Raw genomic sequence first — 25,235 nt, 5'->3', positions numbered from 1 at the left:
GATTGGGCGTGGGGAGGGGGTGAGAACGTTTGCTTTGGCATTGTGGCGGGAAGGGGTGAGTGAGGGAGTGATTTTAAAAACAACGGGCTTAACGGCGGTGGAGTTGGCGCAATTACGGCGGGAATTGGGGTGAATCAGGGGGTTTAGGATGTGGTGAGGGGTGGGGTGATGGGCATTCGCGGGGGTGCGGTTTGCCAGAGGAGGGCGATTTCTTGGGGGGTGAGTTGGTAGGCTTGGTTAATTAGATGGTTGAGTTGGTGTTCGAGTTGGGTGATGGTGTGGTGATGGGTGAGGATTTGGGGGGCGAGTTCGTTGTAGGTTTCTTTAAATCCATGTATCAGGTTTAGAAATTTTTTGTCCTGAAGCTAGTGTAATGATCTCAGGAAATTGAGCTTTTGAAAGCAATTTTAGTGGTAAAGTTTTGTCTTTATCAGCAGCATCTCGCAATTCTGTTGCGGCTCCTCGCTTGCGATTTGTTGCAGGGATGTAAACGATTACTTCAATCTGTGGGTATCTTTTTTTGACAAAATTCACGGCTGGGACTAAATCGGAGTCGCCAGATACTAAAATCATGCGATCGCACGCGCCTTGATAGGCATCGTCTAACATTTGTAAGGCAATATTGACATCTGTTTTCTTTTCTTCAGGAACTTTATATTCCTTGTTCCCTTGATATTGACACTCCTTTACTTTGCACCTTAAGGTTTTCCTTTTGTAAAGGCCAAAGACCACTTCAACAAGGGGTGATGTAGCTAGTGCGTCAAGATAAATTTGTTGCCGTTGCGATGGGGAGCCAGTGACTTTTGCCGTAAAATACCAAATTTTCTTGATTTCATCATCCTGCCTCAGTTTCTCGAAGTATTTTTGTAGATCGAGCCACCTGTGAGGAGTTCCCTTGAGTGCGCCATAGTATAAATTGAAGCCATCTATATATACAATGCTACGCTTTGTCAAGTTTCTTCGCCTTCAGAACTATAAAGCTTATTAATCAATCAACAAGCTTTGCTTAAAAAAGTTTAAGGTAGCCGTATAGGCTACCCAACCAGCTATTGCTGGGGAGTTGTACTCTTATGGTAATCAGATTGGCAGGGGTTGTCAAGGGGGTGTGATGGGCATTCGGGGGGGTGCGGTTTGCCAGAGGAGGGCGATTTCTTGGGGGGTGAGTTGATAGGCTTGGTTAATCAGATCATTAAGTTGGTGTTCGAGTTGGGTGATGGTGTGGTGATGGGTGAGGATTTGGGGGGCGAGTTCGTTGTAGGTTTCTTTGGCTTGGCGGCGGGCAGCGGGGCCAAAGCTTTGGGTTTTGGGTTTGCGTTTGTTGATTTCTTGAATAAATTCGTCGGGGCTGAGTTGGCTAAAGTTTTCGAGTTTGCGGCCAGGTTTATCAATGTTGTGTTCGGTGCGGAGCCAGTCGATGAGGTCGCGGTGGCTTTGTTGGTTGGTTTTGGTGAGTTCGATCAGTTGACTAACCAGGGGTTCTACTTGGGCGCGAATTTCTGGGGTTGGGGGTGCAATGGGGATAGATTCCATCAAAACACCAACAGGGGTTAAAGCGTCATCTTTCATGTGTGGAAAATATCGCCAATTATGCCACCACATAATTGATGAATTGAGAACACCTAGAAGATATAGATCACTGGTGGGAATTATAAAACATTTATTATTGGTGAAATATTTTTGATCATCGAAGCAAAACACTGAATGAAATTGTATTTCCTGATAAACAATTTTAGGCTGCTCAAAATAATCATAAAAAGCTGGGGACGCTTGTAGTTGCCACCATAGCTGTTTTCCTGCTCTATTAGTTAATTGTGAGTGATAACCTAAAAGATATTGCTTGACTGAAGAATATTGATCTATGTCTATATCTTTATGAGCGAAAATCATCCATAAATTTTGCCATTCAGAACTCCATCGCTTAATATCTTGACCCCGTAAATAAGGCTTAATGATTTCCGCTGATTTGGGATCAGCTTTAACCAGATTCCGTTTAGTCTCATCATCAATCAAAAATGCTTCATTAAATCCCGTCAAAACACCGCGATAAGGCTTCACCCCTGCAAACTCCGTCAACGGCACACCCACCGCCCGAATCTTCGCCATCAAACCATCCACCGCCGGAGGTTCTAAACTCCAAGCCTGAGCCGAAAACCGCGACCAGGGAACCCCATAACCCGATTCCCGCACATACTGCGGTAAATTAATTTGCGCCAACGCCTCACGGGGAACCGGACAAACCAAAACCTCCCGATTTTGATCCTCAAATAGCCCATCATCCCCCACCTTTCGCCCCACCACAATACAAGGAAACGTATCCGCATCCTCAAAAATTGGCGCATGACCAAAATCAATAATCTCCTCCATCACCACCCGATCCCGGAAAAACCCCCGCAACCCCTCCCCATACCCCGCCCGTAACCACTTATTCGTCACAATATACGACAACACACCCCCCGCCCGGAGCAAATTCACCCCCTTCTCATAAAAATAAGTATAAAGATCCGCCACCCCATCATAAGTCTGATAATTCCCCTGCAAAAACGGCTTAAACGGCGCAATAAACTCCTGCCGCACATAGGGCGGATTGCCAATCACCACATCAAAACCCCCCGCCGCAAACACCTCCGGAAACGCCCCCACCCAATCAAACCCCAACGGATCAACCCCCCGATCCTCAATCAACGAATTCCCTCGACAAATATTGCGATCCAAATCCGCCAACTTTTGCCCCCGCTGCGCCGTTTGCAACCATAACGACAACTTCGTAATCTCCACCGACTCCGACGACAAATCCACCCCGTATAAATTCCCCTGCAAAATCAACCGATACACCAACCCCGGCTCAAACTCCTCCCCCAAATTGCGATAAACCTGCCGATATTCCCGCACCAAAAAATCAAACGCCGCAATCAAAAACGCCCCCGAACCACAAGCCGGATCACACACCTTCAACGGCCTTAAAATCTGGTCTAGATAAGTTTGCCAATCCGCCTTATTTTCTAACTCGGACTTACCCAAAATAGCCACATTGCGCCGCTTTAGATAGCCCCCCACCGCTACCCCGACAATGTAACGGGTAATATAGGCCGGCGTATAAAAAACCCCCTGCTTTTTCCGCTTCCCCAGCTTCGCGTTATACACCTCCCCCCGTGCCAACGCCTGCAACTCCTCCAAATCCGTCACCGACTGCTCAAAAATGCGCCCCAAAATATCCACCGAAACCTCTTCGGCATAATCAAACCGCGCCAAATTCTTCATCTGATCACAAATCGGATCAGTCACCGTCAAAACCTGATCTAAAATCGGATCAAACCGAAACAAACCGCCGTTATATTCCGGAATCGGCGGATCATCTAGTTTCCCCTGATCCACCCAACGAAACACCGCCTTAAAATTCTCCCAAATTGGGCGCGGATAATAGGGGTCGCGGTGAGTATGGGCATTGCGGATCGTATGGCGCGGCAATAAACCCCGATCCTCACAAAACGCAATAAACAACACCCGATCTAACGCCTTTTGCGCCTTCTCCACTAACACGAACTCGCGATTTTCTAAATCCTGCGGCCCATTAAACTTAAAATGATTGACTAACTCAATGCGTAGCTGCTTATACTCTTGATATAGTGAAGCCGTAACCTCCGTTTCCTGCTGATCCGATTCCACCAATAACCGATCAATGCGCGAATCTTGATCCGGTTGGATCGGTAAAAAATTCGCCCGACATAACAAATAGAAAAACCGCTTAAACTGCTCCAAATCCCCCAAACTCACCAGATCAAACACCTCTGCAAAAACCGGCGTTTTATCCAAATGATAAAGACGAATCTCTCGATAATTCGAGACAATCACCCACTTACAACCCGCCGTATAATTGGCATAACGCCATCCCTGATCCACCGCCGATTCCTTCCGACTCCCCGCCTTATCCAGATCCGCCTTCGTCCCCTTCAATTCAATGGGAGCCACCAACCGCCCCGCTAACTTCGTCTTGCCCTGCTCCGTCTGCATCGCCGTAAACAAGCCGATCGCCCCATCAGCAGACCCGCCCCCATCAGAAATCGTCGGCTCCGCATGAATTTCCCAACTCTCCCCCGCCCCCTCAATCACCGACCGATAGCCCAAAACTCCCTGGAAAATATCCCGCAAAAACTCCCCATGGAGCGAAACCTCTTTCATTTGATCCAGCGTCCCCGATGCCAAAGTGGTGATCCATCGCTGGATAATGGCGTGGCGATCGCCCAGATCCAACGGGAACGCATACTGACCCACACGATTGTTGAGCAGTTTGGCCTGAAAAAGGGGGTTAACTGAAGACATAAGCCACCAAGACGAGCAAACGTACCCCCAAGATAACCCAACGCGGGCGAAAAACTTCCCATCCTCTGGATTATGGCTGAACCTCTCCAATCCATTTGCTACACTCAAAGCAACCCACGGAAATCCCCACCATGCAAATCACCATCGATCTTCCTGAAGCCCTTGAGCAAACCCTGATCGCCCAAGCCACCGAAACCGAAACCACCCCCGAACAACTGATCATCGAACTCCTGAGCCAAACACTCATCCCCACCCCTTTGCCCCCAGACCTCACCAACGATCCCCTTTTTCAATTGATCGGCTGCATCAACTCAGATATTCCCGATCTTGCAGAAAACCACGACTACTATATCGGCCAAGCCCTCTACGAAGAAATGCACCGCGATGCTGAATAAATTATTGATTGATACCTCCGGCTGGGCTAGCCTATTTATTACCCGTGACCCTCATCATTCTCAGGCCCGCCAAGAATTCACCCAAGCAACCCAACAAACCCGACCGATCATCACCAGCAACTACATCATCAGCGAACTGGTTGCACTTCTTCATAGTCCCCTTCGTCAGACCCGCTATCGGGTCTTTGAAATCGTTAACGCCATTCGCAATGCACCCTACATTCAGATCATTCACATTGACCCAACCACAGACCAAGCTGCTTGGGAACTTTGCCAAAACCGACCCGATAAACCCTGGTCGCTGGTGGATTGTAGTTCCTTCGTCATCATGGAAAAATACGGCATCCAAGCAGCCCTCACCACCGACCACCACTTTGAACAAGCAGGCTTTATCCGACTTTTGAAATAATCAAAAATACTGAAAATTTTGAATTTAATCAAGGAGACTCAACCATGTCAGAACAATATAACAACGCATTTCCAAATACACAATAAAGTTCAAATTTTTGAGTAGGTTAAAACCTATTCAAGATCTTCACTCTCCCCCAACCGGATGAAAACCGATGAACATCCCCATTCCTGAAGACCTAGAACACCGGCTTCAGCCCCATCTTCCCCAACTTTACCAACGCGCTTTAGAGGCGATCGCCCTCGAAGCTTACACAAATGGTTTCATGAGTGCTGCTGAAGTCCAAGCCCTGCTTCACCTTCCCTCCCATCTTGCCACTGATGCCTTTCTCAAACAGCACGGGGCTATGCGCTCTCTTACCCTAGAAGACATTCAGCAAGACATTCACACCCTTGATCAAGTTCTCCATGATCGTTCTTTGTGATACCTCTCCGATTTGCTATCTTCTTCTTATGGGTGAGATTGATTTGCTCCCGCAACTCTTTCAAACCATCACGATCCCGACTGCGGTTCGTGATGAGCTTTTGCATGAAGATGCTGGCCAATCCATTTATGCCTGGATTCAGAATCCTCCTCCATGGCTGTATACTCAAATTGTTCCCAAGCCACTGCTTCCATTGCCTGATCATCTCGGCACTGGAGAACGAGAAGCAATCTCTCTTGCTGTCTCAATACAAGCGGATTTAGTGATCATTGATGACCTGGACGCTCGCACTGCTGCTCAACAATTAAACCTTCCCATTATCAGTACACTGGGCATTTTGTACCGCGCTGGAGTGAGAGGACTCGTTGATTTTCCAACGGCGATCGCTCAACTACAAAAAACTTCATTTCATGTTTCCCCATCTCTCGTTCAACAACTTCTTGAGGATTATTACCGCCATGTCTAACACGAGGCAACCTAGCATCCGCCCTGATGGCAGGTTAGGCGATACTGCCCCGTTTGCGGGTTTCCTTATAGGATGTGCCGACATTTTGTAGACCGGCGCGGATCATTTGCTGCTCTAAAAGGGCGAAAAACCGGGCGCGATCGCCCCCCCGCACCACTGCCATATTGTGGGATTCCGCCAAGGCCACCGGATAACCATAGCCCTTATGCACCTGAGCCAAGAGAATCCCCAAGGCCTGATTGAGTAAGGCTTGATCCTCCGCCACCCAGCGCGGCACTTCCACCCGGCCAATTTCCGACCCCACATGGACATAACAGAAATAAATCTGTAAATGTTCAGGATAAAGATCGAGAATTTTCGCAGAACTGCGCCACAGGCCGCTCCGTTGGCCGGGGGTGAGCAGATGGCTCCACAGCGTCGCATCGCGGATCGGTTCAATCACTTGGCAGGGGAGGCGATCGCCCTGATGGTGGCAATGGTGGTGACAGTCTGGTTGCTCAAAGGGACAGGCCAAGAGGCGCAGCAGATTCGTCGCTTCACCACTGCGGGCGGAACTGAGATAACCCATTAGGGGGATTTTGGCTTCGTAGAGTTTTTCCCAAGCGGCCAGGATTGGCAGCAGGAGCGTATCACGGGCTTCCTTGGGCAGGGTTTCTAAAAACCAGTAAATCAGTGAGCCATCCACCATCGCCAAGTTGGGATCATGGTGAGCGCCGGGGGGGTTCACCCAACGGCAGGCCATTTCCGCGAGCATTTCCGCTTCGGAAACGGTGCGCCGATGGCCCATCCATTCTTCAGTACGGATGCCCCACTGCCGCGAAATATAGAGGTCTTCGGCTTTGTAATATACCTCTGGGATGTTGTCGAGGAGGGGGTGGAGGCTCTGGCCATAGTGGAGCATCACCCGGCCAATGTTGACCAGATAGCAGTAGGCGATTTCGTGGTGGGAGGGGGCGATTTGGGAGCCGTCGGTGGCGAAAACGGTGTGCTTGGCGGGGGGGACGGGGATCAGCTTGGCGGTGTCGGGGGGTTCTGTGGGGGTGGCGGTGGCAAACAGGAGGCGATCGCCCCATTCCTCCTGCTGGGCTAGCCAATGGGCTTGATTTTCCTGAAGTGTGGCAAAAAGGCTTCGAGCGCGATCCAGCCGTTGACCGCTGGCCTGAGCTTCTTGGTGAAAGTGTTGGCTGATGGCGGGCATTTGGCCCGCCAGTTTGGTGAGGTCAAGCATAAAAGTCCTGGCAATCCCCCTCGGGGTTAGGATACCACGATATCCTGATCTGGTAGTACCGGAGATCTTAAATTATAGACTGGTGAAAATGGCAAAATCAATCATAATTTTTTCTATGGAATTGTAGGGTTTTATGAGTTGATGTTGCAATTTATTAAGTTCTGTAAGCAAGTATTAAAACAACTAAGATATTTTAATGGTGAATAGCCCCTAAAGCTTTACCAGCTATACTAGAGAGGATTTTAAGTTATCGATCAATTTCCCAATTTTAACCTAATTTTTGTGAGGTTTGCCTAGGGCGGACTTTTAACATTTTCTGAAAATACTGGTTAGAATAGAAGCACATTCTTCAGTTGGAGAAATTATGGCATCCCCTCAATCTGTACAAAGTTATCTCGCCTATTGGATGCAATTGGGCAAGGGGGTGAGCATTGCTGATCAATTGCTGATCCATTGTCCGCAGGTGGTGGTGGGCGATCGCTACAGTCCTGCCTTTGCAGCCTGCTGGGAACAAATTACCGCCTGTCAGGGCCAAAACTGTTACCTGGAGGGGTCAGAAATTGCCCTTGCCGATTTATTCTCAGAACAGTGGGAAATTACCTCCTGCTACCGCTGTGCTTTGCTGATTCCCCAAAAAACACGGGGCATTCAAACGGAAGCCTGCCCCTGTAGTGATTTGGATAATTGGCCCCATCTGGAACTGCCCCAACCGCGCCAGCCTGTTAATAATGGCGATCGCCTCACCCAAATTTGCCAACGACTGGCCAAATTCAATGACCATCCTCAGGAGGAGCCAACCGTCTCCCCTCATCCTGCCGTTCCCCAAATGTTAGGGCTGTACTGTGCTTTAGAACTCCACAGCCACAAAGAACACCATCCGCCATTGACGAAAAGCCTCCACCTCAATCCCCTTCCCGCCCCCGATGTGATCCAAACTGTGCCATCCTCCGTAAACTAGGGAGCATCCACCCTCAACCCGAAGGATGATGATGCTATGGCTGAGGCGATCGCTGCCCAACCCTATGCCTACCCGTTGCCTCCCCTTAAGCAAGTCGCTTTGGTGATTATTGATATGCAGCGGGATTTCCTGGAACCGGGTGGGTTTGGGGATGTTTTGGGCAGCGATCGCAGCTATGATTGATCCCTAAGTTGTAGTGGACTAGCGATTGATTTATACTTTAGGGGGCTTAGTGATAAAGTCCTTGTCCTGTGGAGAATTTTTACCTACAGATGATGAAATTGTGAGCGAGATGGTACGGTAACTTGGCTTTAAAAGACGTGGTACACGGATTGAGGCAAAAATTTTGACAACAATTCAACGTGTCAAAAATTTTACTTAACTAAGAATTTTTTGTTTTCAAAAGTCAAGCCATAAAAAAATGCAAATCTATTACTGATCAGGAGTAAATTGATGCGCGGTGTACAGTTTGTTGTTAATGATGATGGTGAAAAAACGGCTGTACTTCTGGATTTGCAGGAGTGGGGCGATCTTTGGGAAGACTTTTATGACATCCTTGTCTCTCGATCAAGAGCACAGGAACAAACAGTAAGCTGGGATGAGCTAGAAACTGAACTTGATGCAGAAAGTTCGACCCATGGTACAGTATGACGTTCAGTTCAAGGCATCAGCCGCCAAAGAGTTTCGCAAGCTCCCACCCGATACTAAGGCACGTATCCGCAAAGCTATCAATGCTTTGAAAACAGACCCTCGCCCCTCAGGGGTAAAAAAGCTGGCAGGTGAGACTTATCTTTACCGTATTCGCGTGGGTGATTTTCGGGTGATTTATGAGATTGAGGAAGAAGCCAAAATCGTTTTTGTGACCCGCATTCGACATCGCCGCGACGTTTACCAGTAGGGCGATTGCGATCCAAACCGTGCCATCCTCCGTACACTAGGGAGCATCCCCCTTAAACCGCAGGATGATGATGTTATGGCTGATGAGATCGCTGCCCAACCCTATGCCTACCCGTTGCCTCCCCTTAAGCAAGTCGCTTTGGTGATTATTGATATGCAGCGGGATTTCCTGGAACCGGGTGGGTTTGGGGAAGTTCTCGGTAATGATGTCAGTCGCCTTCAGGCCATTGTTCCGACGGTGGCAAAACTGCTCGCCCGATTTCGTGCCTTGGGCCTGACGGTGGTTCATACCCTCGAATGCCACCGCCCGGATTTGTCCGACTGTCCCCCCAGTAAACGCAACCGGGGTAAAGGGGCGTTAACCATTGGCGATCGCGGCCCCATGGGGCGGATTCTGATCGCGGGGGAGCCGGGGAATGGCATTATCCCCGCCCTCACGCCCCAACCGGGGGAAGTGATTATCCCCAAACCGGGGAAAGGGGCGTTTTATCACACTGACCTAACTGCGGAACTGCAAAAACGGGGCATCACCCATTTACTGATCACGGGTGTAACCACGGAAGTTTGTGTCCAAACGACGATGCGGGAAGCCAACGATCGCGGCTATGAATGCCTTTTAGTGAGCGATGCCACCGCCAGCTATTTCCCCGAATTCCACGCCGCAACTCTGGCAATGATTACGGCTCAGGGGGGAATTGTCGGCTGGACGGCTGCCTGTGAGGATGTTTTAGCCGCTTTAGAGGGGGGTGGAGAAGCCTAGGGCGGTTTTAACACGGGCGAGGACGGCTTCGGCGGAGGCTTCGGCTTTTTGGCGGCCTTCCCGCAGGATGGTTTCTAGGGCGGTGCGATCGCCCATGATTTCCCCATATTTGGCTTGAATCGGTTCTAGGGCGGCGATCGCCGTTTCCGTCAGCAGGGGTTTAAATTGCCCCCAACCCATTTCGGCACATTCCGCCGCCACCGCCTCGCGGCTTTGACCGGAAAGGAGTTGATAGAGGCTGAGGAGGTTATGACATTCGGGGCGATCGGGGTTGTCGAATTCGAGGCCCTTGATCGGGTCAGTTTTGCAGCGTTTGATTTTTTTGGCGATCGCCTCCGGGGGGTCGAGCAAACTGATCCGGCTCAGTTCCGAAGGGTCAGATTTAGACATTTTTTTCGTGCCATCGCTGAGGCTCATCACCCGCGCCCCATCTTTGCGGATCAGGGGTTTTGGTAATTTAAGGACGGAGTTTTCCCCCGTGCCAAATTGATCATTCACCCGGATCACCAGATCGCGGGTCAGTTCAATGTGCTGCTTTTGGTCTTCTCCGACGGGAACCAGATCGGCATCGTAGAGCAAAATATCCGCCGCCATCAGCACCGGATAATCCAACAGGCCAACGCTAACGTTTTCCCCCTGCTTCACCGCCTTTTCTTTAAACTGGATCATGCGTTCTAACCAATTTAAAGGGGTGATGCAGTTAAGCAGCCAAGTCAGTTCCGTATGGGCCCGCACATGGGATTGAATGAAAATCGTGGAATGGGTGAGATCAATGCCACAGGCGAGATAGAGGGCGGCGATCGCATAGGAATTATCCGCCAATACCGCCGGATCATGGGGGACGGTAATCGCGTGCAAATCCACCACACAGAAATAATTATCGTACTGTTCCTGAGCCTCTACCCAATTGCGAATTGCCCCTAGATAGTTCCCCAGATGTAAATTCCCCGTGGGCTGAACCCCAGACAGAACGCGCTGCTTCACCATGATCAATCGTTGCTATCCATGCCTTTGCCCTTGTATTATCCCTGATTGGGCCACCCAAAAACCCACTTTTTTCAGGAAAACAGGAAGAATCAAATACATCAGAACCCCCCTTTTTAAGGGGGGCAGGGGGGATCTTGCTTCGTTTAGAGGCTCACGATCCCCCCGGCTACGCCGACCCCCTTAAAAAGGGGGTTGAATTCAGAACCCCCCTTTTTAAGGGGGGCAGGGGGGATCCCCTAAAACCCCTCGATGATCGCGTCGGCAAACTCCGAGCATTTCAACGGCTGCACCTTCGGGGTCATCAGCCGCGCTAGATCGTAGGTGACTTTTTGGGCGGCGATCGCCTCCCCAATCCCCTTCTTAATCAGATCCGCAGCTTCCTGCCAGCCCATAAACTCCAGCATCATCACCCCAGAGAGGATCACTGAACCAGGGTTGATCCGGTCTAAACCGGCGTGTTTCGGGGCTGTGCCATGGGTGGCTTCAAAAATGGCGCAGGTGTCGCCAATATTCGCCCCTGGCCCCATGCCCAGACCACCAACGATCGCCGCCGCTGCATCAGAGAGATAATCCCCGTTCAGGTTCATCGTCGCCAAGATCGAATATTCATCGGGGCGGGTTTGGATCTGCTGGAAAATACTATCAGCAATCCGGTCATTGACCATCACCTTCGTTTTCCATTGGCCATTGCCATGGCTTGCCCAGATCGCCGCCAAAACTTCCTCCACCTCAGCACAGATCGCCGCCTGTTTCTCCGGCGTGAGGGCATCATAGCCGGGGTCAATTTGGCGAGCATTGGCTTCCGTGCTGAGGTCGGGATCGGCTTCTTTGTTGCCCAAAATCCAAGATTCCCGCTCCGTCACACATTCAGCACGAAACTCCGTCGTCGCCAACTCATAGCCCCAATCCCGGAAAGCCCCCTCGGTGTATTTCATAATGTTGCCCTTATGAACGAGGGTGACTTGTTGCTTGGCGGGGGGGAGGCGCAGGGCGTGCTGGATGGCGCGACGCACCAACCGCTGGGTTCCCGTTTTACTAATCGGTTTAATCCCGATCCCGGCATCAAGGGGGAGGCGTTTGCTGCCATGTTCCGGCGTGGCGGGGATCAGTTCTTCGTTTAGATACTTGATCAGCTTTTGGGCGATTTCCGTCCCTTCCCGCCATTCAATCCCTAGATAGATATCTTCGGTGTTTTCCCGGTAAACAATGATGTCGAGTTTTTCGGGGGTTTTGTGGGGGGAAGGCGTGCCGGGGTAAAAACGGCAGGGGCGGACGCAGCAATAGAGGTCGTTGATTTGTCGTAGGGCAACGTTGAGGGAACGGATACCGCCGCCGATGGGGGTGGTGAGGGGGCCTTTGATGGCTACGCCATATTCTTTAATGGCGGTGAGGGTATCTTCCGGGAGGTATTGGTAAGTGCCGTACTGTTCGCAGGCTTCATCTCCGGCGTAGACCTTGAACCAATGGATTTGGCGATCGCCACCATAGGCCTGGGCCACCGCCCCATCAATCACCTTTTGGGTGGCGGGCCAAATATCCACCCCTGTCCCATCGCCGCGAATAAAGGGGATAATGGGATCAGGAGGCACAATGGGATGACCCGCTTCAAACGTAATGCGGGAACCAACGGTGGGGGGGGTAATTTTTTCGTACATAAACCCTAAAAACTGAGAACTCAGGTTGTTGTGGAGCGATCGCGATCCGATGGAAATCCTCAACGAGGTGCTTTCTCCTCACCCTCCCTTTTCAAGGGGGCAGGGGGATCGCTCAGAACCCCCCTTTTTAAGGGGGGCAGGGGGGATCCTCCAGGATCCCCATCAAACCGCAGTCTGGGGTGATTGTCCCGGAACCCCTATTAAAGCTCTGAATCATAGACTACGCAATCTTAAACCTTTGGTTTCTCTTAAGCATTCCCTGCTTTGGCAACCCCATCGCTCAGATTTATGTCTCGGCAGGAAATATTCTCTTAATCCCATGGTTTAACATTCAGGTTAAAGGTGGAATACATTTGCAATGAAACAAATCTTATTGGTAGACGATGACAAAATTCTCCGGGATAATCTCCAGGAGTACTTGGAAGCTATGGGCTACCAAGTGACTGGGGTCAGTGAACCCCAAACTGCCATTAACTTACTTGTCACCCAACCGCCGGATTTAATTATTTCCGATGTGATGATGCCGGCCATGAATGGCTTGGATTTTTGCCGTCAGGTGCGGGCGATTCCCTCTGGACAGTTGATCCCGTTTATTTTCTTATCCGGCAGAGATGAGCTAGAAGACCGGATCCGGGGCCATGAGATGGGGGCGGATGACTACATGACCAAACCCTTTGTGTTGCGGGAGTTGCTGGTGAAGATTGAGGCCCAACTGGAGCGATCGCGCCGCATCCATACGGAAATTGTCCGCATGATGCAGCAGATCAGCAGCCCCACCACGGTGCAATCTGCCCCCTTGGGCATTGAAACCACCCGCACCCCGGAACCGCTGCCCCTCACCCCCGCTGAAGAGCGGGTATTTTGGGAGGTGATCCAAGGGTTTACCAATAAGCAAATTAGCGATCGCCTCTTCATTTCCCCCCGCACCGTCCAAAGCCACCTCAGCAACATTCTCAGCAAACTCAACCTCGAAAACCGCGCCCAACTGGTAAGATTTGCCTACGAACAGGGGCATCAATCCCCCCATGCTAGCCAATCCTAACCCTGCGGGATGTCCATTTATACCCTTGCTGACCTGCAACAGGCGATCGCCGCCCACCCCCACCAATGGCGGCCATTAGTCTTCACTAATGGCTGCTTTGACCTGCTCCATGTGGGCCATTGCCGCTACCTCACCGCCGCTAAAACCTATGGTCAGCGGCTGATCGTCGGCCTGAATAGCGATGCCTCCGTAGCCGCCCTCAAACCCCACCGCCCCGGCCAACCCCCCCGGCCCATCATCCCCGCCCCCCAACGGGCCGAACTCCTCGCCACCCTAAAACCCGTGGATGGCGTGGTGATTTTTGACGAACTGCGGGCCAGTGGTTTAATTGCCGCCCTACAACCGGATATCTACGTCAAAGGCGGCGATTACACCCCCACCACCTTGCCGGAATATCCCGATGTCATCGCCTACGGTGGCCGCGTTGAACTGATCCAAGTGGAAATCCCCACCTCCACCACCGCCATCATTGAACGGATTCAGGCCACAGAGCAGGCTACAATCTAAAATCGGGAGAGCAACAAAACTTTAGATGAGCGACCAGACCACGACCCTGATGACCGTCCCCTGTGACCCTGAACCCTTGCATCACCAACTGGCCACCGCCAACCTTAAAACCCAACTGTCTTTAATCAACGACCTGATCGCCCAAGGGGATGAGGGTCTCACCTGTTTGCAAAATTATCTCCTCGACACGGAAGATTTAGACCCCACCCCTGCAAGGGGCAAAATCTATCAAGCCCTGACGGCGGCGGAAAATGGGGCCTTTGGTTCCCTGATCCAAGCCACCTATCCCCAAGGGATTGTCACCCCCTCGCCGGACTGTCGTTTAGATTATCAACCCCTCCAAGATGCCCTGATTGCCCAGGATTTTCTCCAGGCCGATCGCCTCTGCGTCCAAGCCCTCTGTGCGTTAGTGGGCCCCACGGCGGTACAGCGTAAATGGCTCTATTTTTCCGAAGTCGATAAAATTCCGGTGGTGGATTTTCAGACCATTGACACGCTATGGCTCACCTATTCTGAAGGTAAATTTGGCTTCTCAGTGCAGCGGGAGTTGTGGTTAGGGGCGGGGAAAAATTTTACGAAGCTTTGGGACAAAATTGGTTGGAAAGCCCAGAATAATTGGACTCGGTATCCCCAGGGGTTTACTTGGGATCTGACGGCCCCCAGGGGCCACCTGCCGCTCTCCAATCAGTTACGGGGAGTGCGCACGTTTGAGGCCATTCTCAACCATCCGGCCTGGCAAGCTTAAAGGCAACCGGCTCTTTTGATTCATCCATCAGTATTCACATTGAGGCAAGTCTATGGTCAAGCTCGATCATGGGAAATGGTCGGCACAGCAGGAACAACATCGGAATGCAGCCATTGCCCGTTTAGGATTGTTCACAACCCCGGCTGCTCCCATCTTCGATGAGGCGGTGCAGATGGTGGCACAGTTTCTCGATGTGCCGGTGGTGTGGTTTGGGGTTCCCCAGGGGGGACAGTTGCGCTTGCTGGCGGCAACGGGATTGCATCATTTTGGCACGATGAATGATTGGGCGCGATCGCGCTCCATGAATTACCTCAATTCTGAAAGTGCTCAGGTGTTGGAGCGGGGGCAAGCCTTAACCCTAGAAACCCTCGCCCCGGAAAGCGCCCTTACTCAACGGGGGGGGCAAAGTTTTCTCGGTGTGCCGGTGGGCGATCGCTATCAGGTTCACATTGGCCTGTTTAGCGTCGTGAGCCTCACCCCCCGCAGTTTTACCCCCAAGGATATTGCCTTTGTGGAAATGGCGGCCCGGTGGTCAATGCAGGAATACGAACTGCAATACCAAGGCCAAGAGGCCATCCTTCAGCCTACCCCTGCCGATCCCCTCCCCAATACCCTCCTCCAACACCTGATCTATGAACTGCGTACCCCTCTGACCTCCGTATTGGGGATGGCGCGGGTCTTGGGTCAGGAACTCTATGGCCCCCTTGGGGAGAAACAAAAAGAGTATGTGGGGGTGATCAGCCAAAGTGGGGAGCAACTCCTCGATCTGATCGGCGAAATGGTCAAGTTGGGGGAATTCATTACCCATCCCCGCGAGCTTGCCCTAGAATTGGTTCCCTTGGAGCCTTTATTTCAGCAACTTTTAACCCAGATTGAACCCTTAGCCCGAGGCGCAGGGCAAACCCTGGAGTTACATCTACCGCCGGATCCTGCTCCTTGGTTTCTCGATCGCAACAAAATCACCCAAGCGCTCTACTACCTGCTCCATTGCCTGATCCAATCCACCGCGAGCGGCCGGAAAATCACGCTCACGGTTTTGGCGGGTCAAGGCTTGGAGATTCTCATTCAGGTTGTCCCGCCTTTGGGGGAGGATGCGCCAGTGGATTTCGATCTAGAGGCGATTTTTGGGGATCATCCGGATCTATTGGCGGGGTTGCAACAAACCACAGGGGCGATCGCCCTCCTCCACCATTTCCAACGGGAAGCCCAACCCGCGAAACCTTGGTCGGTGCGGATTCGTGAAGTCTATGGTTTAGTCCTCAGTTGTCGGATGATTGAGGCCCACAGCGGCAGAATTGCTGTCACCGATACACCCCCCTGTTATCGGGTGCAATTGCCCCGGTTAATGCCGCCCTCAACTGCGCCAGGTGAGGGGTAGGGGGGCGATCAGCGTATGATCCCGCATCCCTTCGCTCTGATGGGGTTCCGTTTCCAGGTCTAAAACCTGTTCGACACGATGGTAAAGGGCTTCGGCCTCGGCAAAGGAATTGCCAATACTGGTTAACCCCAACTTCCCAAACTCCGACAGCGCCCCCATGAGGTGAAAAATCGTGCCGGTTTGGGTGCTGCTGTCGAAGTGGAGGCGGTGGCGGGTGACGATATCCATTAAATCTGTGGGCAGTAGGCCCCGGTAGGCCGGTTTTTGAAGGTTATCGGAGGCCACATAGTATTTAGGGCGGCCTTGGGCGTGAAACTCACCAGTATTACCGTCGTAGAGGCCATTGGTGAGTAGTTGCAATGCCATAAACGGATGGGTTGTGCCGCCTTTGCGCAGATTAATTTCAATGGCTTGTACCTCCCAAGTTCCCCCCCGGTTAACGGCGATAAAGTCCACCCCATAGCGTTCTAACGCGCCTTTGGCGGCGAGGGCTGCCCCTACCCGCAGGCCAAATTCCTGCAAGGGCAAACGATAGGCGGCATCGGCGGGGAACCGACAGCCGAGATAGATTTGACCATCGGGGCCGCCGAGAATCTGATCATGGGTGGAGAGGATTTTGACATTCCCCGCTGGGGTGATGTAGCCCTGAAAACTGGGCGATCGCTTCTCCTCCCCTTCGATAAACAATTCCACAATCGCCCCCAATTCCGGAATCCGCCGCGCAAATCCCTCCCAGGTTTCCCCCTGGGCTTGGCAACGCAGTTGGGGTAAGGCGTTGGCAATGGCAGTAGAGGGATCACCCCCTGGGCCAATGGGTAAATCCAGCACGCCATTCCCCTCCCCGGAAAACCCCTGATTGAGCTTGATCACCACCCGTTGCGCCTTGGGATTGCGCTCCCAGAGGGCCGCCGTAGCGGTGATTAAATCGGGAACCGTCCAGACTAAACCGCTGCCATCAGGATGAGGCACGTTAGCAGCGGCAAAAATTTCCCGACTGCCGGATTTTGATCCCCAATAAAGCAGATCCGGTGAGGCTGCCAACAGGGGAACGCCCAATTTTAGGGAAAGATCCCGTTCGAGTTCAGTGGAGTTGAAGCAGACCATATAGGATTTATCGGGCCGCATCGCTTGGCGGATCCGCTCCATGAGGCGGGGGCGGGCGAGGATTTTTTGCGAAAGGGGTTGGCGGGATGCGTCGTGGGTGGAGAGGAGCAGGAGGCGATCGCGGGCATGGGAAAAGGGAATCCCTGGCAATAATTGCAGGTAATAATCAATGATCATCGGGGCCAGGGGTTGGGCCGTCACATAGATTAATCGCGTTTGGGGATTGCGCAGCCGAATCAGCGAAAACAATAACCGCTCTTCATAGTGAAGAAACCCCGGTACTTTCGCCAATTGATCCTGATCAATACTGAAGGACGGGATCACTAAAATATCAAAATCATCTTGATCAAAGAGATCAATGCTGTCGGCATAGTGGTGCAATTGCCCTTGGAGTTGCCGAAACTGCTCAGTGGGGTCAAGGAATACCATGCCAACTCCTGCGATCGCCATAACACGGGACAGACCCCCGCCGATCCACAGTGTACAATTGACACTCCCCGCGCTAAAGCGACGGGGATTCTTGGTTCATCGACCGGACTTAACCGAGCAGGATTGCTCCAACCCAGCCAGAGGTTTAATCTCCCCAAGCGTATAACTTCCCGTTTGCCCCACGGTAGTTCGTCCCAGGCGCAGGATACAAACCCGCTTCACTATCGACTCAGCACGATGCCGATTGCAGACTAACCCTTTCACATTCAAGTCTTCCTAGGCGACCAAATCGTTAGATTGGATGACGCAGTAGGCAATCCGCCCACTCATTACGCTGCCTGCTTACCCTTAAATGCTTCCAGGCCTGTCGGTTTTTAGCCTTGTGATAGTTCCTGGACGTTTGAAATCCAATATAATCACCATAACACGACTGGCCCAAGGAGGGCGACTAAAGTCGCTCGTGTCGTCTTTCATCCCCGCAATAAATTGACGTTGCTCTAAGACTCCCGCACTATTTTCGTAAAAATCCCCCTCACCGAGGGGGATGATGGGGACATGAGTTAAAAAATTCCCCCAGGGCTGTAGGGGCGAAAAATTTTTCGCCCCTAGGACAGGATGGGGAGATGAGCTAAAAAACTCCCCCAGGGGGGACAACGTTGAGATTTAAGTATGAACGATGTCACAGGTTAAAGGACAAGCGGCATAAACAGGCTGAGTATGTTCAGCGGTTTTACCATGGAGCCAATGGAGCCAACTGACATCTTCAGGATGAACCCCCTTCGCCGTTAACAACGCTGCCCCAAAGAAAATCCCCAACACATGGAAGCCCACCACACTGCCCACCACGACTAAAACCGCACTCATCGGCAGCAAAGACTGCAAAATAATCGCCGCCAACGCCGTCACCGTCGCCACCAACACCAACATCGGGAAGCCCACCACCAAAGAGCAAACCGTCAGCGTAAAGCTCCACACCAAAAAGCTCTTGGTACGGGTTAAAGAACCATGGGTGGGGTTTGTGCCTTGCGTTATTACCATAAAACTGTTCCTCCTAAAAATGGTTTATGTAACAATTAGTTGTAGATTTCTGAGAAAATTCCCAGTTAATAGGCAAGTATAATGAAAAAAATCAGAAACATGGAGTTTTATTCATCTAAATTAATCCTATCCGGCATTTCTTTACAAAGCTTCATCATTTTTGTTACTTAAAATCGCGGAAAGCCTTGATTTTTGGTGATTAGTGCTTATTATTTTGATCCTTAAATATTAAATAAAGTAAAGACTTTGCAGGCATAACGGCAATCCATCCCGGCGCATTTGTAACATTGTCAACATTTTCAGATTTTTGGCTTAATTTTTGGTGATGGTATCCCCTCAATCATCCCGGTAAATAGGGTGCATCCCCGTTGGGATAATAGTGGGTAGTGGGTAGTGGGTAGTGGGTAGTGGGTAGTGGGATAATTCCAGACAAAAAGCCCTCCTGATTGAGGAGGGCTGACCTTTGATGGGGGAGCGGACTGAAGTCCGCACTACAAACCTAAAACCTAGGGGTTTAGGCTTCGACGGCTTCGGGTTCCGGTTCCGGTTCGGCGGTTGCTTTGATGTCTAATTTCAACGTCAAAAAGCGGATCACATCTTCGCTGAGGCGCATCATCCGCTCCACAGGGGCGATCTGTTTGCCATCGCCACTGTAATGGACGAGGACATAGATGCCATCATTGAATTTTTTGATCGGGTAGGCGAGACGGCGACGACCCCAAACATCGCATTCGATGTTGGTTGCGCCATTTTCCGTTAATAAATCCTGGTATTTGGTGACGGCGGCGCTGACGAGTTCCTCGGATAAATCCGGGCGCAGCACGTACATCATTTCATAGTTGCGGCTTAGGCTCATGGTGGTTCCTTGTGGTCGTTAGGCTTCTGGCGAGATGCTCCGGTGGGTTTTGGGGCAATCCAGAAGCAAGGCTTTAGAATCTTACTACGGTTCCGTCGCATTGCGATCAACCCATAGCCTTACCATCTTAAAATACGCTATCCCTTTTTCCATGACCTATGGCCTATCGCTATGTCCGTGTTGTTGATGTTCAGGGGCAAATTTATTACGGTTTGCTCAACCCCGATCGCACCATTCAGGTTCTCGATGCGCCACCCTGGTTAACCGGGCAACCCACGAATTTTCACTTGGGGGCGGAGGATTACACATTATTGGCTCCCTGTGCGCCCTCGAAGATTTTGGCGGTGGGGCGTAATTATGCGGCCCATGCGGCAGAAATGGGTTCAGACGTACCTGCCGAGCCGCTGTTGTTTATGAAGCCCCCCACGGCGGTGATTGCCACCCATCAGCCCATTGTCTATCCCCCTCAATCACAGCGGGTGGACTATGAGGGAGAGTTGGCGGTGGTGATAGGCGATCGCGCCTACCAATGCACCCCGGAACAGGCGGCGGGGAAAATTTGGGGCTATACGATCGCCAATGATGTCACGGCGCGGGATCTCCAGCGGCAGGATAACCAATGGACGCGGGCTAAGGGGTTTAATACTTTTTGCCCTCTTGGCCCCTGGATTGTGCGGGAACTGAACACCGAGGCCAACTTGCAAACCTTTGTCAATGATGAGCCAGAACCCCGCCAGCAGGCCATTGTTGATCAAATGATTTTTTCCCCGGCTCAGTTGGTGGCTTATATTTCCCAAATCATGACCCTGTTGCCGGGGGATGTGGTGCTGACGGGAACGCCGGAGGGGGTGGGGCCGGTGGCGGTGGGCGATCGCATCCGCATTGAAATTGAAGGCATTGGCAACCTCGAAAATCAAGTCACGGCCCCACCAACAAAATGAGAGCGGTATCATCAAACTTAATTTTAAAAACTCGTTTTTATGGTTTATGATGTCGCGGTGATTGGGGCAGGGTTGGCGGGGTTATCCATCGCCCAACATCTGCAAGCTCATGGTAAAACGGTTGTTCTGCTCGATAAATCGCGGGGGATTGGGGGTCGTGTCGCCACCCGTCGTCTCTACGAAGTCCTTTTAGATCACGGCTTGCCCCACTTTCAGGATCAAGGCCCCTATACCCGGAATTTGATTGCACAATATCCCCAAACCCTCCAGCCTTGGCCAGGACAACCGGGATCCTATGTTGCTTCTTTGGGCAATACGGCGATCGCCAAAGTGATGGCCGCAGATCTCTCCATTCAGCGCCAATACTGCGTCACCGAGATTCACCTGGATGCCCAAGCTTGGACGGTGCAGGGGGCAGCGGCAGATAATCCCCCCATCCAGGCCCAAGCTTTAGTGTTAGCGATTCCGGCCCCTCAGGCGATCGCCCTATTGGACACCTTACCCCCCAGTCCCGCCCAATCGGCCCTGATCCACAGCCTCAGTCAGGTTGTTTTTGATCCCTGCTTAACCATGATGGTGGGCTATCCCCTATCTCTCCAGGAAAACTTACCCCAACGGGGCATCATTCCGGGGAAAGGCGACAATCTGCAATGGGCAATTGAAGACAGCAGCAAACGCCAACAACCCAGTCAACTCACCCTCTGTCTCCACAGTACCCCCGACTTGGCTGAGGCCCACGACCATAACTGGGGAGCGGGGGTTGATATTTTGCTAGCGGATTGGATTGCCCAAGCCGGGCCAGCCTTTCGCGAACCCCTTTGGGTGCAGGGACACCGCTGGCGCTATGCCTTCACAAAAACCCCCCTCGGGGCTGAGATGGTGCTGGGAACCTTTCCCCTTCCCCTCCTGTGCTGTGGTGATTGGTGTTTGGGGTCAACCGCTGAAGCGGCGTTAGCCTCAGGACAAGCCGCCAGCAACTGGTTGTTGGCCTGGTTATTAGCCCAAGGTTAGGACAACCGCACCCCCGCTGCCGTTGGTCGTCAGCTAACTTTGTCGATTAAGATGGTAGCCAATGGAACTGTCGGGACAAGTTGAAGGAGAGCCTGTCCCCGCAGCCGCATCTTAACCTGAGGCAGCCATGCCGTATTCACTGTTCAGTCGTTTTCAAGGGGGGCTAGGGGGCAGTGGGGTAGGAGGAAGGCTCCGTCCCCAGGATCCGGACTGGCTGCGGTGGGATCAGGTGCAAACTGTGGTACTTGCTCGGCTGCTCCAATCGCCCATTTTTCCCCCGGACGCGGAATTATTGCCATTGTTCCCCCTCAATGAACCACCCCAATCTGACCGTTGGCTGAGTGGTTTGGCCCTGGGTTTATTGCCTTTGTTGTTGTGGGAATATGAATCTCAGCCTCGTCTTCCCAATGTTGTCACCCTTTTAACCCTCACGGATGAGGATCTGGCTTGGTTATGGATTTGGGCGATCGCCCTTCATCAGGGCCTTGGGGGGCAGCTTCTTGATCTTCCCCAATGGCGGCAATTGGCCACCCATTACCCCATCATTGAACCCTTCACCCGTATCTGCGACACTGTGGCGATCGCCCCCGCTCAATCGCCCCTCTCCGTTGCCCTCGCTTGCGCTGCGTTAACCCCCGAAGACCCTGACCTCAGTATCCACTGCGCCCAGAGCCATAGTCCCCTAGCGGCGGCCCTCACCGCCAGCCTCATGGGTATTTACCATGGAGCCTATAGTTTCCCCACACCATCCCGCCAGGATGAAGCGCGGCAATTATTCGCCCGTTGGGCTGGTCAGGATGGAGCTACCGATGCTGACATGACCCTCGCCTTAGCTCCTGGCGGTCTGCTCTCACCCCCTCGCCCTCGCCCCTTGGTATCTCAAGTTCCCATGAGGAGAGAGGGGAGAGGGAATAGGGAATAGGGAATAGGGAATAGGGAATAGGGAATAACTTCCCACTCCTCACTCCTCACTTCCCACTCCTCACTCCTCACTCCTCACTTCCCACTCCTCACTCCCCACTTCTCACTCCTCACTTCCCACTTCCCACTTCCCACTTCCCACTCCTCACTCCCCACTCCGCCGCTCCTGATAACATCCTATGATTCGCTCTCTCACTCAAAATCTCCGTCAGTGGCTAATGGCCCCCCGTCGCCTGGTTCGTGATGACCGTCGTCCCCATCGACGACTAGAATCCCGGCCCGCCATCCCCCATCCGATTATGCTCGTGATGATTAGCCTATCCCTCACCAGTGTGATTGGCTATCGATTTTATGATCAACCCCAATTAAAGGAAGGCACCCTCGCCCCCAAAAGTGTTTGGGCCAGTGAAGATGCTGAGGTGGTGGATCAGCAACTCACCGACGAGCAGCGCAAAGCTGCCCAAACGGGCCTTGTTCAGGTGTTGCGGGTGGATGCCACCATTACCCAACAGATGAAGCAATCCCTAGAGCATTTTTTAACGGGGGTGGAAAAAATGCGCGAAACCGCTGGCGCATTGCCCTTTGTTGAAGAAGAATTACTCTCTTTACCCAGTCAGCGCTTTTTACGCAGTGCCAATGGAGAGGATTGGCAGGTGGTGTTGAGGAAGATCCGTGCCAATAGGCCAGAAGTTTTTGAAGAAACTGGGTTGAACCCTGATCCTTCGGCTTTGTTAGAGCCATCCACTGGGGTTGATGGCTTGGCAACCTCCCCCCGTTCCCCGTTCCCTGTTCCCCGTTCCCCTTTGCCCAATACTCAGCCGGTTTCCCTCGTTCCCGATGGTTATAGCCCAGCAACGACTAACCCCCGCAATCTTTCCACCCAACAGGCGATCGCCGAACTGGAACTCTTTCGCCAACAGCAGGGAACCCGTCAACTGGAAACGCTACTGGAAACCATTGAAGTGGTGCGTCTGGGCTATCAACAGGCTCAAACCCTGCTCACCGACGTTGATCCCGATGCCATTGAGTTTAAATATCAAATTGCTCTTTTAGATGTGCGGGATGAAACCTGGGCCCAAACACAATTGGGCCTACGCCAGGCCCTCGATCGCATCCTCACCCAAGGCATTCCCCCCGGTCTGCCTGTGGAACTGCGCCAAGGGGCTGCCATGGCGCAATTACGTTCCGTCGTGCCGGATAATACCCTCCCCATGGGGGTGGAGTTATTAACCGCCCTGATCCAGCCCAATTTGGTAACGGATAAGGAGGAAACCAAACGGCGGGCTGAACAGGCGGCGGAAGCCGTTGAGCCGGTGGTGTATAAGGTGACAGCGGGGGAAATGATTGTCCGAGCCGGCCAAACCATTACCCGCCGAGATTTCATTTTGCTCGATGAATTTAACGAAAGCCGTCGGGGTATTGATTGGCATGGGTTGGGGCAAACCGGCGGTTTGGTGATGGGCAGTATTGGGATTTTTTGGGTGGTGAAGCGGCGGTTTAAGGTGCGCCTGCGCTGTCGCGATCGCATTTTGCTCTGTCTCCTCAGCCTCAGCACCCCCTTAATGCTCCATCTCCAACAGAATAATCTCGCCGCCGTGGGGCTATTGGGGAGTAGTTTTTTTAATCCGCCCTTGGCCATTACCCATGTGGGCCTACTGACGGGCCTGTCCATTTTTACTGCTACCCCTTGGAAAACTGCTGCCCTCGTCTCTTGGGAAACGATTTTTGCGGGGGCGGCGGGGGGATTGTTGGCGGCGGTGGTGGCGGGGCGGCTGCGATCGCGGGAAGAATTAGCCCTCTTGGGGGGAATGGTGGGCGTGACCCAAGGGGTGCTGTATTTCGGGATTACGCTGTTTTGGAGTTCCACCGTGGGAGCGGTGTGGGCGGTGGTGTTACCAGCGGCGGCGGTGTTTGGCCTTGCCGGTTTAGCTTGGTGTATTGTTGCCCTCGGTTTATCCCCCTATCTAGAGCGGCTCTTTGATGTGGTGACACCGATCCGGTTAGCGGAGTTATCCAACCCCAACCGCCCCCTGCTTAAACGCCTCGCCACCGAAGCCCCCGGCACATTTCAGCACACCCTTTTCGTCGCCTCTCTCGCTGAAGCGGCGGCGCGAGAACTCCATTGCAATGTTGAGTTAGTGCGGGCGGGAACCCTCTACCATGACATTGGCAAGATGCATGATCCCCTTGGTTTCATTGAAAACCAAATGGGCGGCCCTAATAAGCACGATGAAATTAATAACCCTTGGGAAAGTGCGGAAATTATCAAAAAGCACGTCAGCGAAGGGTTGGCGATCGCCCGCCGTTACAATCTCCCCGAAGCGATTCAAGACTTCATCCCCGAACACCAAGGCACAATTTTAATCTCCTACTTCTATTTCCAAGCCAAACAGCGGGCCCAAAGCGAGGGCGTGGTGGTGGAGGAACCCCAGTTCCGCTATATTGGCCCCATTCCCCAATCCCGCGAAACGGGGATTGTGATGTTAGCGGATGCCTGTGAGGCGGCGTTGCGATCGCTCAAAGATGCCACCCCCGAAACGGCGTTAAGCATGGTTAAAAAAATCTTCCGCGCCCGCTGGCAAGATCATCAACTGGACGAATCCGGCCTACGTTGGGAAGAACTCCCCACCATTGCCGAAGTTTTTGTCCGCGTCTGGCAACAGTATAATCACCAACGGATTGCCTATCCGAAAGCTGCTTTAGATCCCCAACCCATAACCGTAGGGGCGAAAAATCTTTCGCCCTCCCCTTAGGGAAAAATCCTTCG

General features: G+C 52.4%; 24 protein-coding genes and 2 pseudogenes. 17 read left to right on the top strand and 9 right to left on the bottom strand.

Going from position 1 to position 25,235, the window contains the following annotated elements:
• Positions 1-324 precede the first annotated feature (324 nt).
• Together VB712_RS13055 and VB712_RS13050 are read right to left on the bottom strand one after the other, a co-directional pair.
• Positions 325-954 (bottom strand): NYN domain-containing protein, encoded by a 630-nt coding sequence (locus VB712_RS13055; RefSeq protein WP_323255374.1) that lies wholly within the window; start codon positions 952-954, stop codon positions 325-327.
• 141 nt (positions 955-1,095) lie between these two features.
• On the bottom strand, positions 1,096-4,317 hold the full coding sequence (locus VB712_RS13050; protein WP_323255372.1) for an Eco57I restriction-modification methylase domain-containing protein: 3,222 nt from the start codon (positions 4,315-4,317) through the stop codon (positions 1,096-1,098).
• Positions 4,318-4,448: 131 nt separating this feature from the next.
• Here VB712_RS13050 and VB712_RS13045 point away from each other — a divergent pair, with 131 nt between their 5' ends.
• From VB712_RS13045 to VB712_RS13030, 4 genes are all read left to right on the top strand, one after another.
• The gene (locus VB712_RS13045; RefSeq protein WP_323255370.1) at positions 4,449-4,712 is read left to right on the top strand and encodes a hypothetical protein; all 264 of its coding nucleotides are present in this window, start codon (positions 4,449-4,451) and stop codon (positions 4,710-4,712) included.
• Positions 4,702-5,121: a type II toxin-antitoxin system VapC family toxin gene (locus VB712_RS13040; RefSeq protein WP_323255368.1), complete on the top strand. Its 420-nt coding sequence runs from the start codon at positions 4,702-4,704 to the stop codon at positions 5,119-5,121. The genes VB712_RS13045 and VB712_RS13040 overlap by 11 nt, the downstream gene beginning before the upstream one ends.
• A 154-nt stretch (positions 5,122-5,275) precedes the next feature.
• On the top strand, positions 5,276-5,545 hold the full coding sequence (locus VB712_RS13035; RefSeq protein WP_323255366.1) for a UPF0175 family protein: 270 nt from the start codon (positions 5,276-5,278) through the stop codon (positions 5,543-5,545).
• A gap of 28 nt (positions 5,546-5,573) precedes the next feature.
• Complete coding sequence (locus VB712_RS13030) at positions 5,574-6,011, top strand: DUF3368 domain-containing protein (protein ID WP_323255364.1); 438 nt, start codon at positions 5,574-5,576, stop codon at positions 6,009-6,011.
• Positions 6,012-6,045: 34 nt separating this feature from the next.
• Here VB712_RS13030 and VB712_RS13025 read toward each other — a convergent pair whose 3' ends face one another.
• Entirely contained in the window at positions 6,046-7,239 is a 1,194-nt protein-coding gene (locus VB712_RS13025; RefSeq protein WP_323255362.1) for a DNA double-strand break repair nuclease NurA, read from the bottom strand.
• Between the two features lie 364 nt (positions 7,240-7,603).
• On the opposite strand from VB712_RS13025, the gene VB712_RS13020 reads away from it, so the two are divergent.
• The 5 genes and pseudogenes from VB712_RS13020 (at position 7,604) to VB712_RS13000 (ending at position 9,854) form a co-directional block, all read left to right on the top strand.
• Positions 7,604-8,197, top strand: coding sequence for a hypothetical protein (locus VB712_RS13020; RefSeq protein ID WP_323255360.1), 594 nt, complete (start codon positions 7,604-7,606; stop codon positions 8,195-8,197).
• 36 nt (positions 8,198-8,233) lie between these two features.
• A pseudogene (locus VB712_RS13015) lies at positions 8,234-8,365 on the top strand (cysteine hydrolase); the annotation flags it as partial.
• 285 nt (positions 8,366-8,650) lie between these two features.
• A complete protein-coding gene (locus tag VB712_RS13010; RefSeq protein WP_323255356.1) occupies positions 8,651-8,848 on the top strand; it encodes a hypothetical protein in 198 nt (65 codons plus the stop codon).
• On the top strand, positions 8,835-9,095 hold the full coding sequence (locus VB712_RS13005; RefSeq protein WP_323255354.1) for a type II toxin-antitoxin system RelE/ParE family toxin: 261 nt from the start codon (positions 8,835-8,837) through the stop codon (positions 9,093-9,095). Before VB712_RS13010 ends, VB712_RS13005 begins: the two co-directional genes overlap by 14 nt.
• Positions 9,096-9,170: 75 nt before the next feature.
• The gene (locus VB712_RS13000) at positions 9,171-9,854 is read left to right on the top strand and encodes an isochorismatase family cysteine hydrolase (RefSeq protein WP_323255352.1); all 684 of its coding nucleotides are present in this window, start codon (positions 9,171-9,173) and stop codon (positions 9,852-9,854) included.
• Here the strand turns inward: VB712_RS13000 and trpS are convergent.
• Both trpS and VB712_RS12990 read right to left on the bottom strand, forming a co-directional pair.
• The gene (gene trpS, locus VB712_RS12995) at positions 9,831-10,841 is read right to left on the bottom strand and encodes a tryptophan--tRNA ligase (protein ID WP_323255349.1); all 1,011 of its coding nucleotides are present in this window, start codon (positions 10,839-10,841) and stop codon (positions 9,831-9,833) included. The genes VB712_RS13000 and trpS overlap by 24 nt on opposite strands.
• Before the next feature lie 236 nt (positions 10,842-11,077).
• Complete coding sequence (locus VB712_RS12990; protein ID WP_416236340.1) at positions 11,078-12,496, bottom strand: NADP-dependent isocitrate dehydrogenase; 1,419 nt, start codon at positions 12,494-12,496, stop codon at positions 11,078-11,080.
• A 358-nt stretch (positions 12,497-12,854) separates the two neighbouring features.
• Here VB712_RS12990 and VB712_RS12985 point away from each other — a divergent pair, with 358 nt between their 5' ends.
• The 4 genes from VB712_RS12985 to VB712_RS12970 are packed head-to-tail and all read left to right on the top strand — an operon-like array spanning position 12,855 to position 16,168.
• Positions 12,855-13,538, top strand: coding sequence for a response regulator transcription factor (locus VB712_RS12985; protein WP_323255345.1), 684 nt, complete (start codon positions 12,855-12,857; stop codon positions 13,536-13,538).
• Positions 13,539-13,547: 9 nt separating this feature from the next.
• Complete coding sequence (locus tag VB712_RS12980; protein ID WP_323255343.1) at positions 13,548-14,045, top strand: adenylyltransferase/cytidyltransferase family protein; 498 nt, start codon at positions 13,548-13,550, stop codon at positions 14,043-14,045.
• 25 nt (positions 14,046-14,070) lie between these two features.
• Positions 14,071-14,790 carry a GUN4 N-terminal ARM-like repeat domain-containing protein gene (locus VB712_RS12975; RefSeq protein WP_323255341.1) on the top strand — a complete coding sequence of 240 codons (720 nt, stop codon included), beginning with the start codon at positions 14,071-14,073 and terminating at the stop codon, positions 14,788-14,790.
• A 52-nt stretch (positions 14,791-14,842) separates the two neighbouring features.
• Entirely contained in the window at positions 14,843-16,168 is a 1,326-nt protein-coding gene (locus tag VB712_RS12970; RefSeq protein ID WP_323255339.1) for a histidine kinase dimerization/phospho-acceptor domain-containing protein, read from the top strand.
• Here VB712_RS12970 and VB712_RS12965 read toward each other — a convergent pair.
• The 4 genes and pseudogenes from VB712_RS12965 to rpsF all read right to left on the bottom strand — a co-directional run bounded on the left by VB712_RS12965 (position 16,145) and on the right by rpsF (position 19,595).
• A complete protein-coding gene (locus VB712_RS12965; protein ID WP_323255337.1) occupies positions 16,145-17,722 on the bottom strand; it encodes a peptide ligase PGM1-related protein in 1,578 nt (525 codons plus the stop codon). The genes VB712_RS12970 and VB712_RS12965 overlap by 24 nt on opposite strands.
• A 75-nt stretch (positions 17,723-17,797) precedes the next feature.
• Positions 17,798-18,110 (bottom strand): annotated as a pseudogene (locus VB712_RS20515) (hypothetical protein); the annotation flags it as partial.
• A 254-nt stretch (positions 18,111-18,364) separates the two neighbouring features.
• The gene (locus tag VB712_RS12960) at positions 18,365-18,739 is read right to left on the bottom strand and encodes a hypothetical protein (protein ID WP_323255335.1); all 375 of its coding nucleotides are present in this window, start codon (positions 18,737-18,739) and stop codon (positions 18,365-18,367) included.
• Between the two features lie 514 nt (positions 18,740-19,253).
• Positions 19,254-19,595 carry a 30S ribosomal protein S6 gene (rpsF, locus tag VB712_RS12955; protein WP_323255333.1) on the bottom strand — a complete coding sequence of 114 codons (342 nt, stop codon included), beginning with the start codon at positions 19,593-19,595 and terminating at the stop codon, positions 19,254-19,256.
• Between the two features lie 158 nt (positions 19,596-19,753).
• Here rpsF and VB712_RS12950 point away from each other — a divergent pair, with 158 nt between their 5' ends.
• The 4 genes from VB712_RS12950 to VB712_RS12935 all read left to right on the top strand — a co-directional run bounded on the left by VB712_RS12950 (position 19,754) and on the right by VB712_RS12935 (position 25,221).
• The gene (locus tag VB712_RS12950; RefSeq protein WP_323255331.1) at positions 19,754-20,536 is read left to right on the top strand and encodes a fumarylacetoacetate hydrolase family protein; all 783 of its coding nucleotides are present in this window, start codon (positions 19,754-19,756) and stop codon (positions 20,534-20,536) included.
• Positions 20,537-20,575: 39 nt separating this feature from the next.
• Entirely contained in the window at positions 20,576-21,547 is a 972-nt protein-coding gene (locus VB712_RS12945; protein ID WP_323255329.1) for an NAD(P)/FAD-dependent oxidoreductase, read from the top strand.
• A 127-nt stretch (positions 21,548-21,674) separates the two neighbouring features.
• Positions 21,675-22,469: a hypothetical protein gene (locus VB712_RS12940; protein WP_323255327.1), complete on the top strand. Its 795-nt coding sequence runs from the start codon at positions 21,675-21,677 to the stop codon at positions 22,467-22,469.
• A 178-nt stretch (positions 22,470-22,647) separates the two neighbouring features.
• Positions 22,648-25,221, top strand: coding sequence for an HDIG domain-containing metalloprotein (locus VB712_RS12935; protein ID WP_323255325.1), 2,574 nt, complete (start codon positions 22,648-22,650; stop codon positions 25,219-25,221).
• Positions 25,222-25,235 lie beyond the last annotated feature (14 nt).

The sequence above is a fragment of the Spirulina sp. CCNP1310 genome, from assembly GCF_034932185.1.
Classification (GTDB): domain Bacteria; phylum Cyanobacteriota; class Cyanobacteriia; order Cyanobacteriales; family Spirulinaceae; genus Spirulina.
Note: the sequence above shows the minus strand (reverse complement) of the source record. Positions and strands in the feature narration are given on the sequence as shown.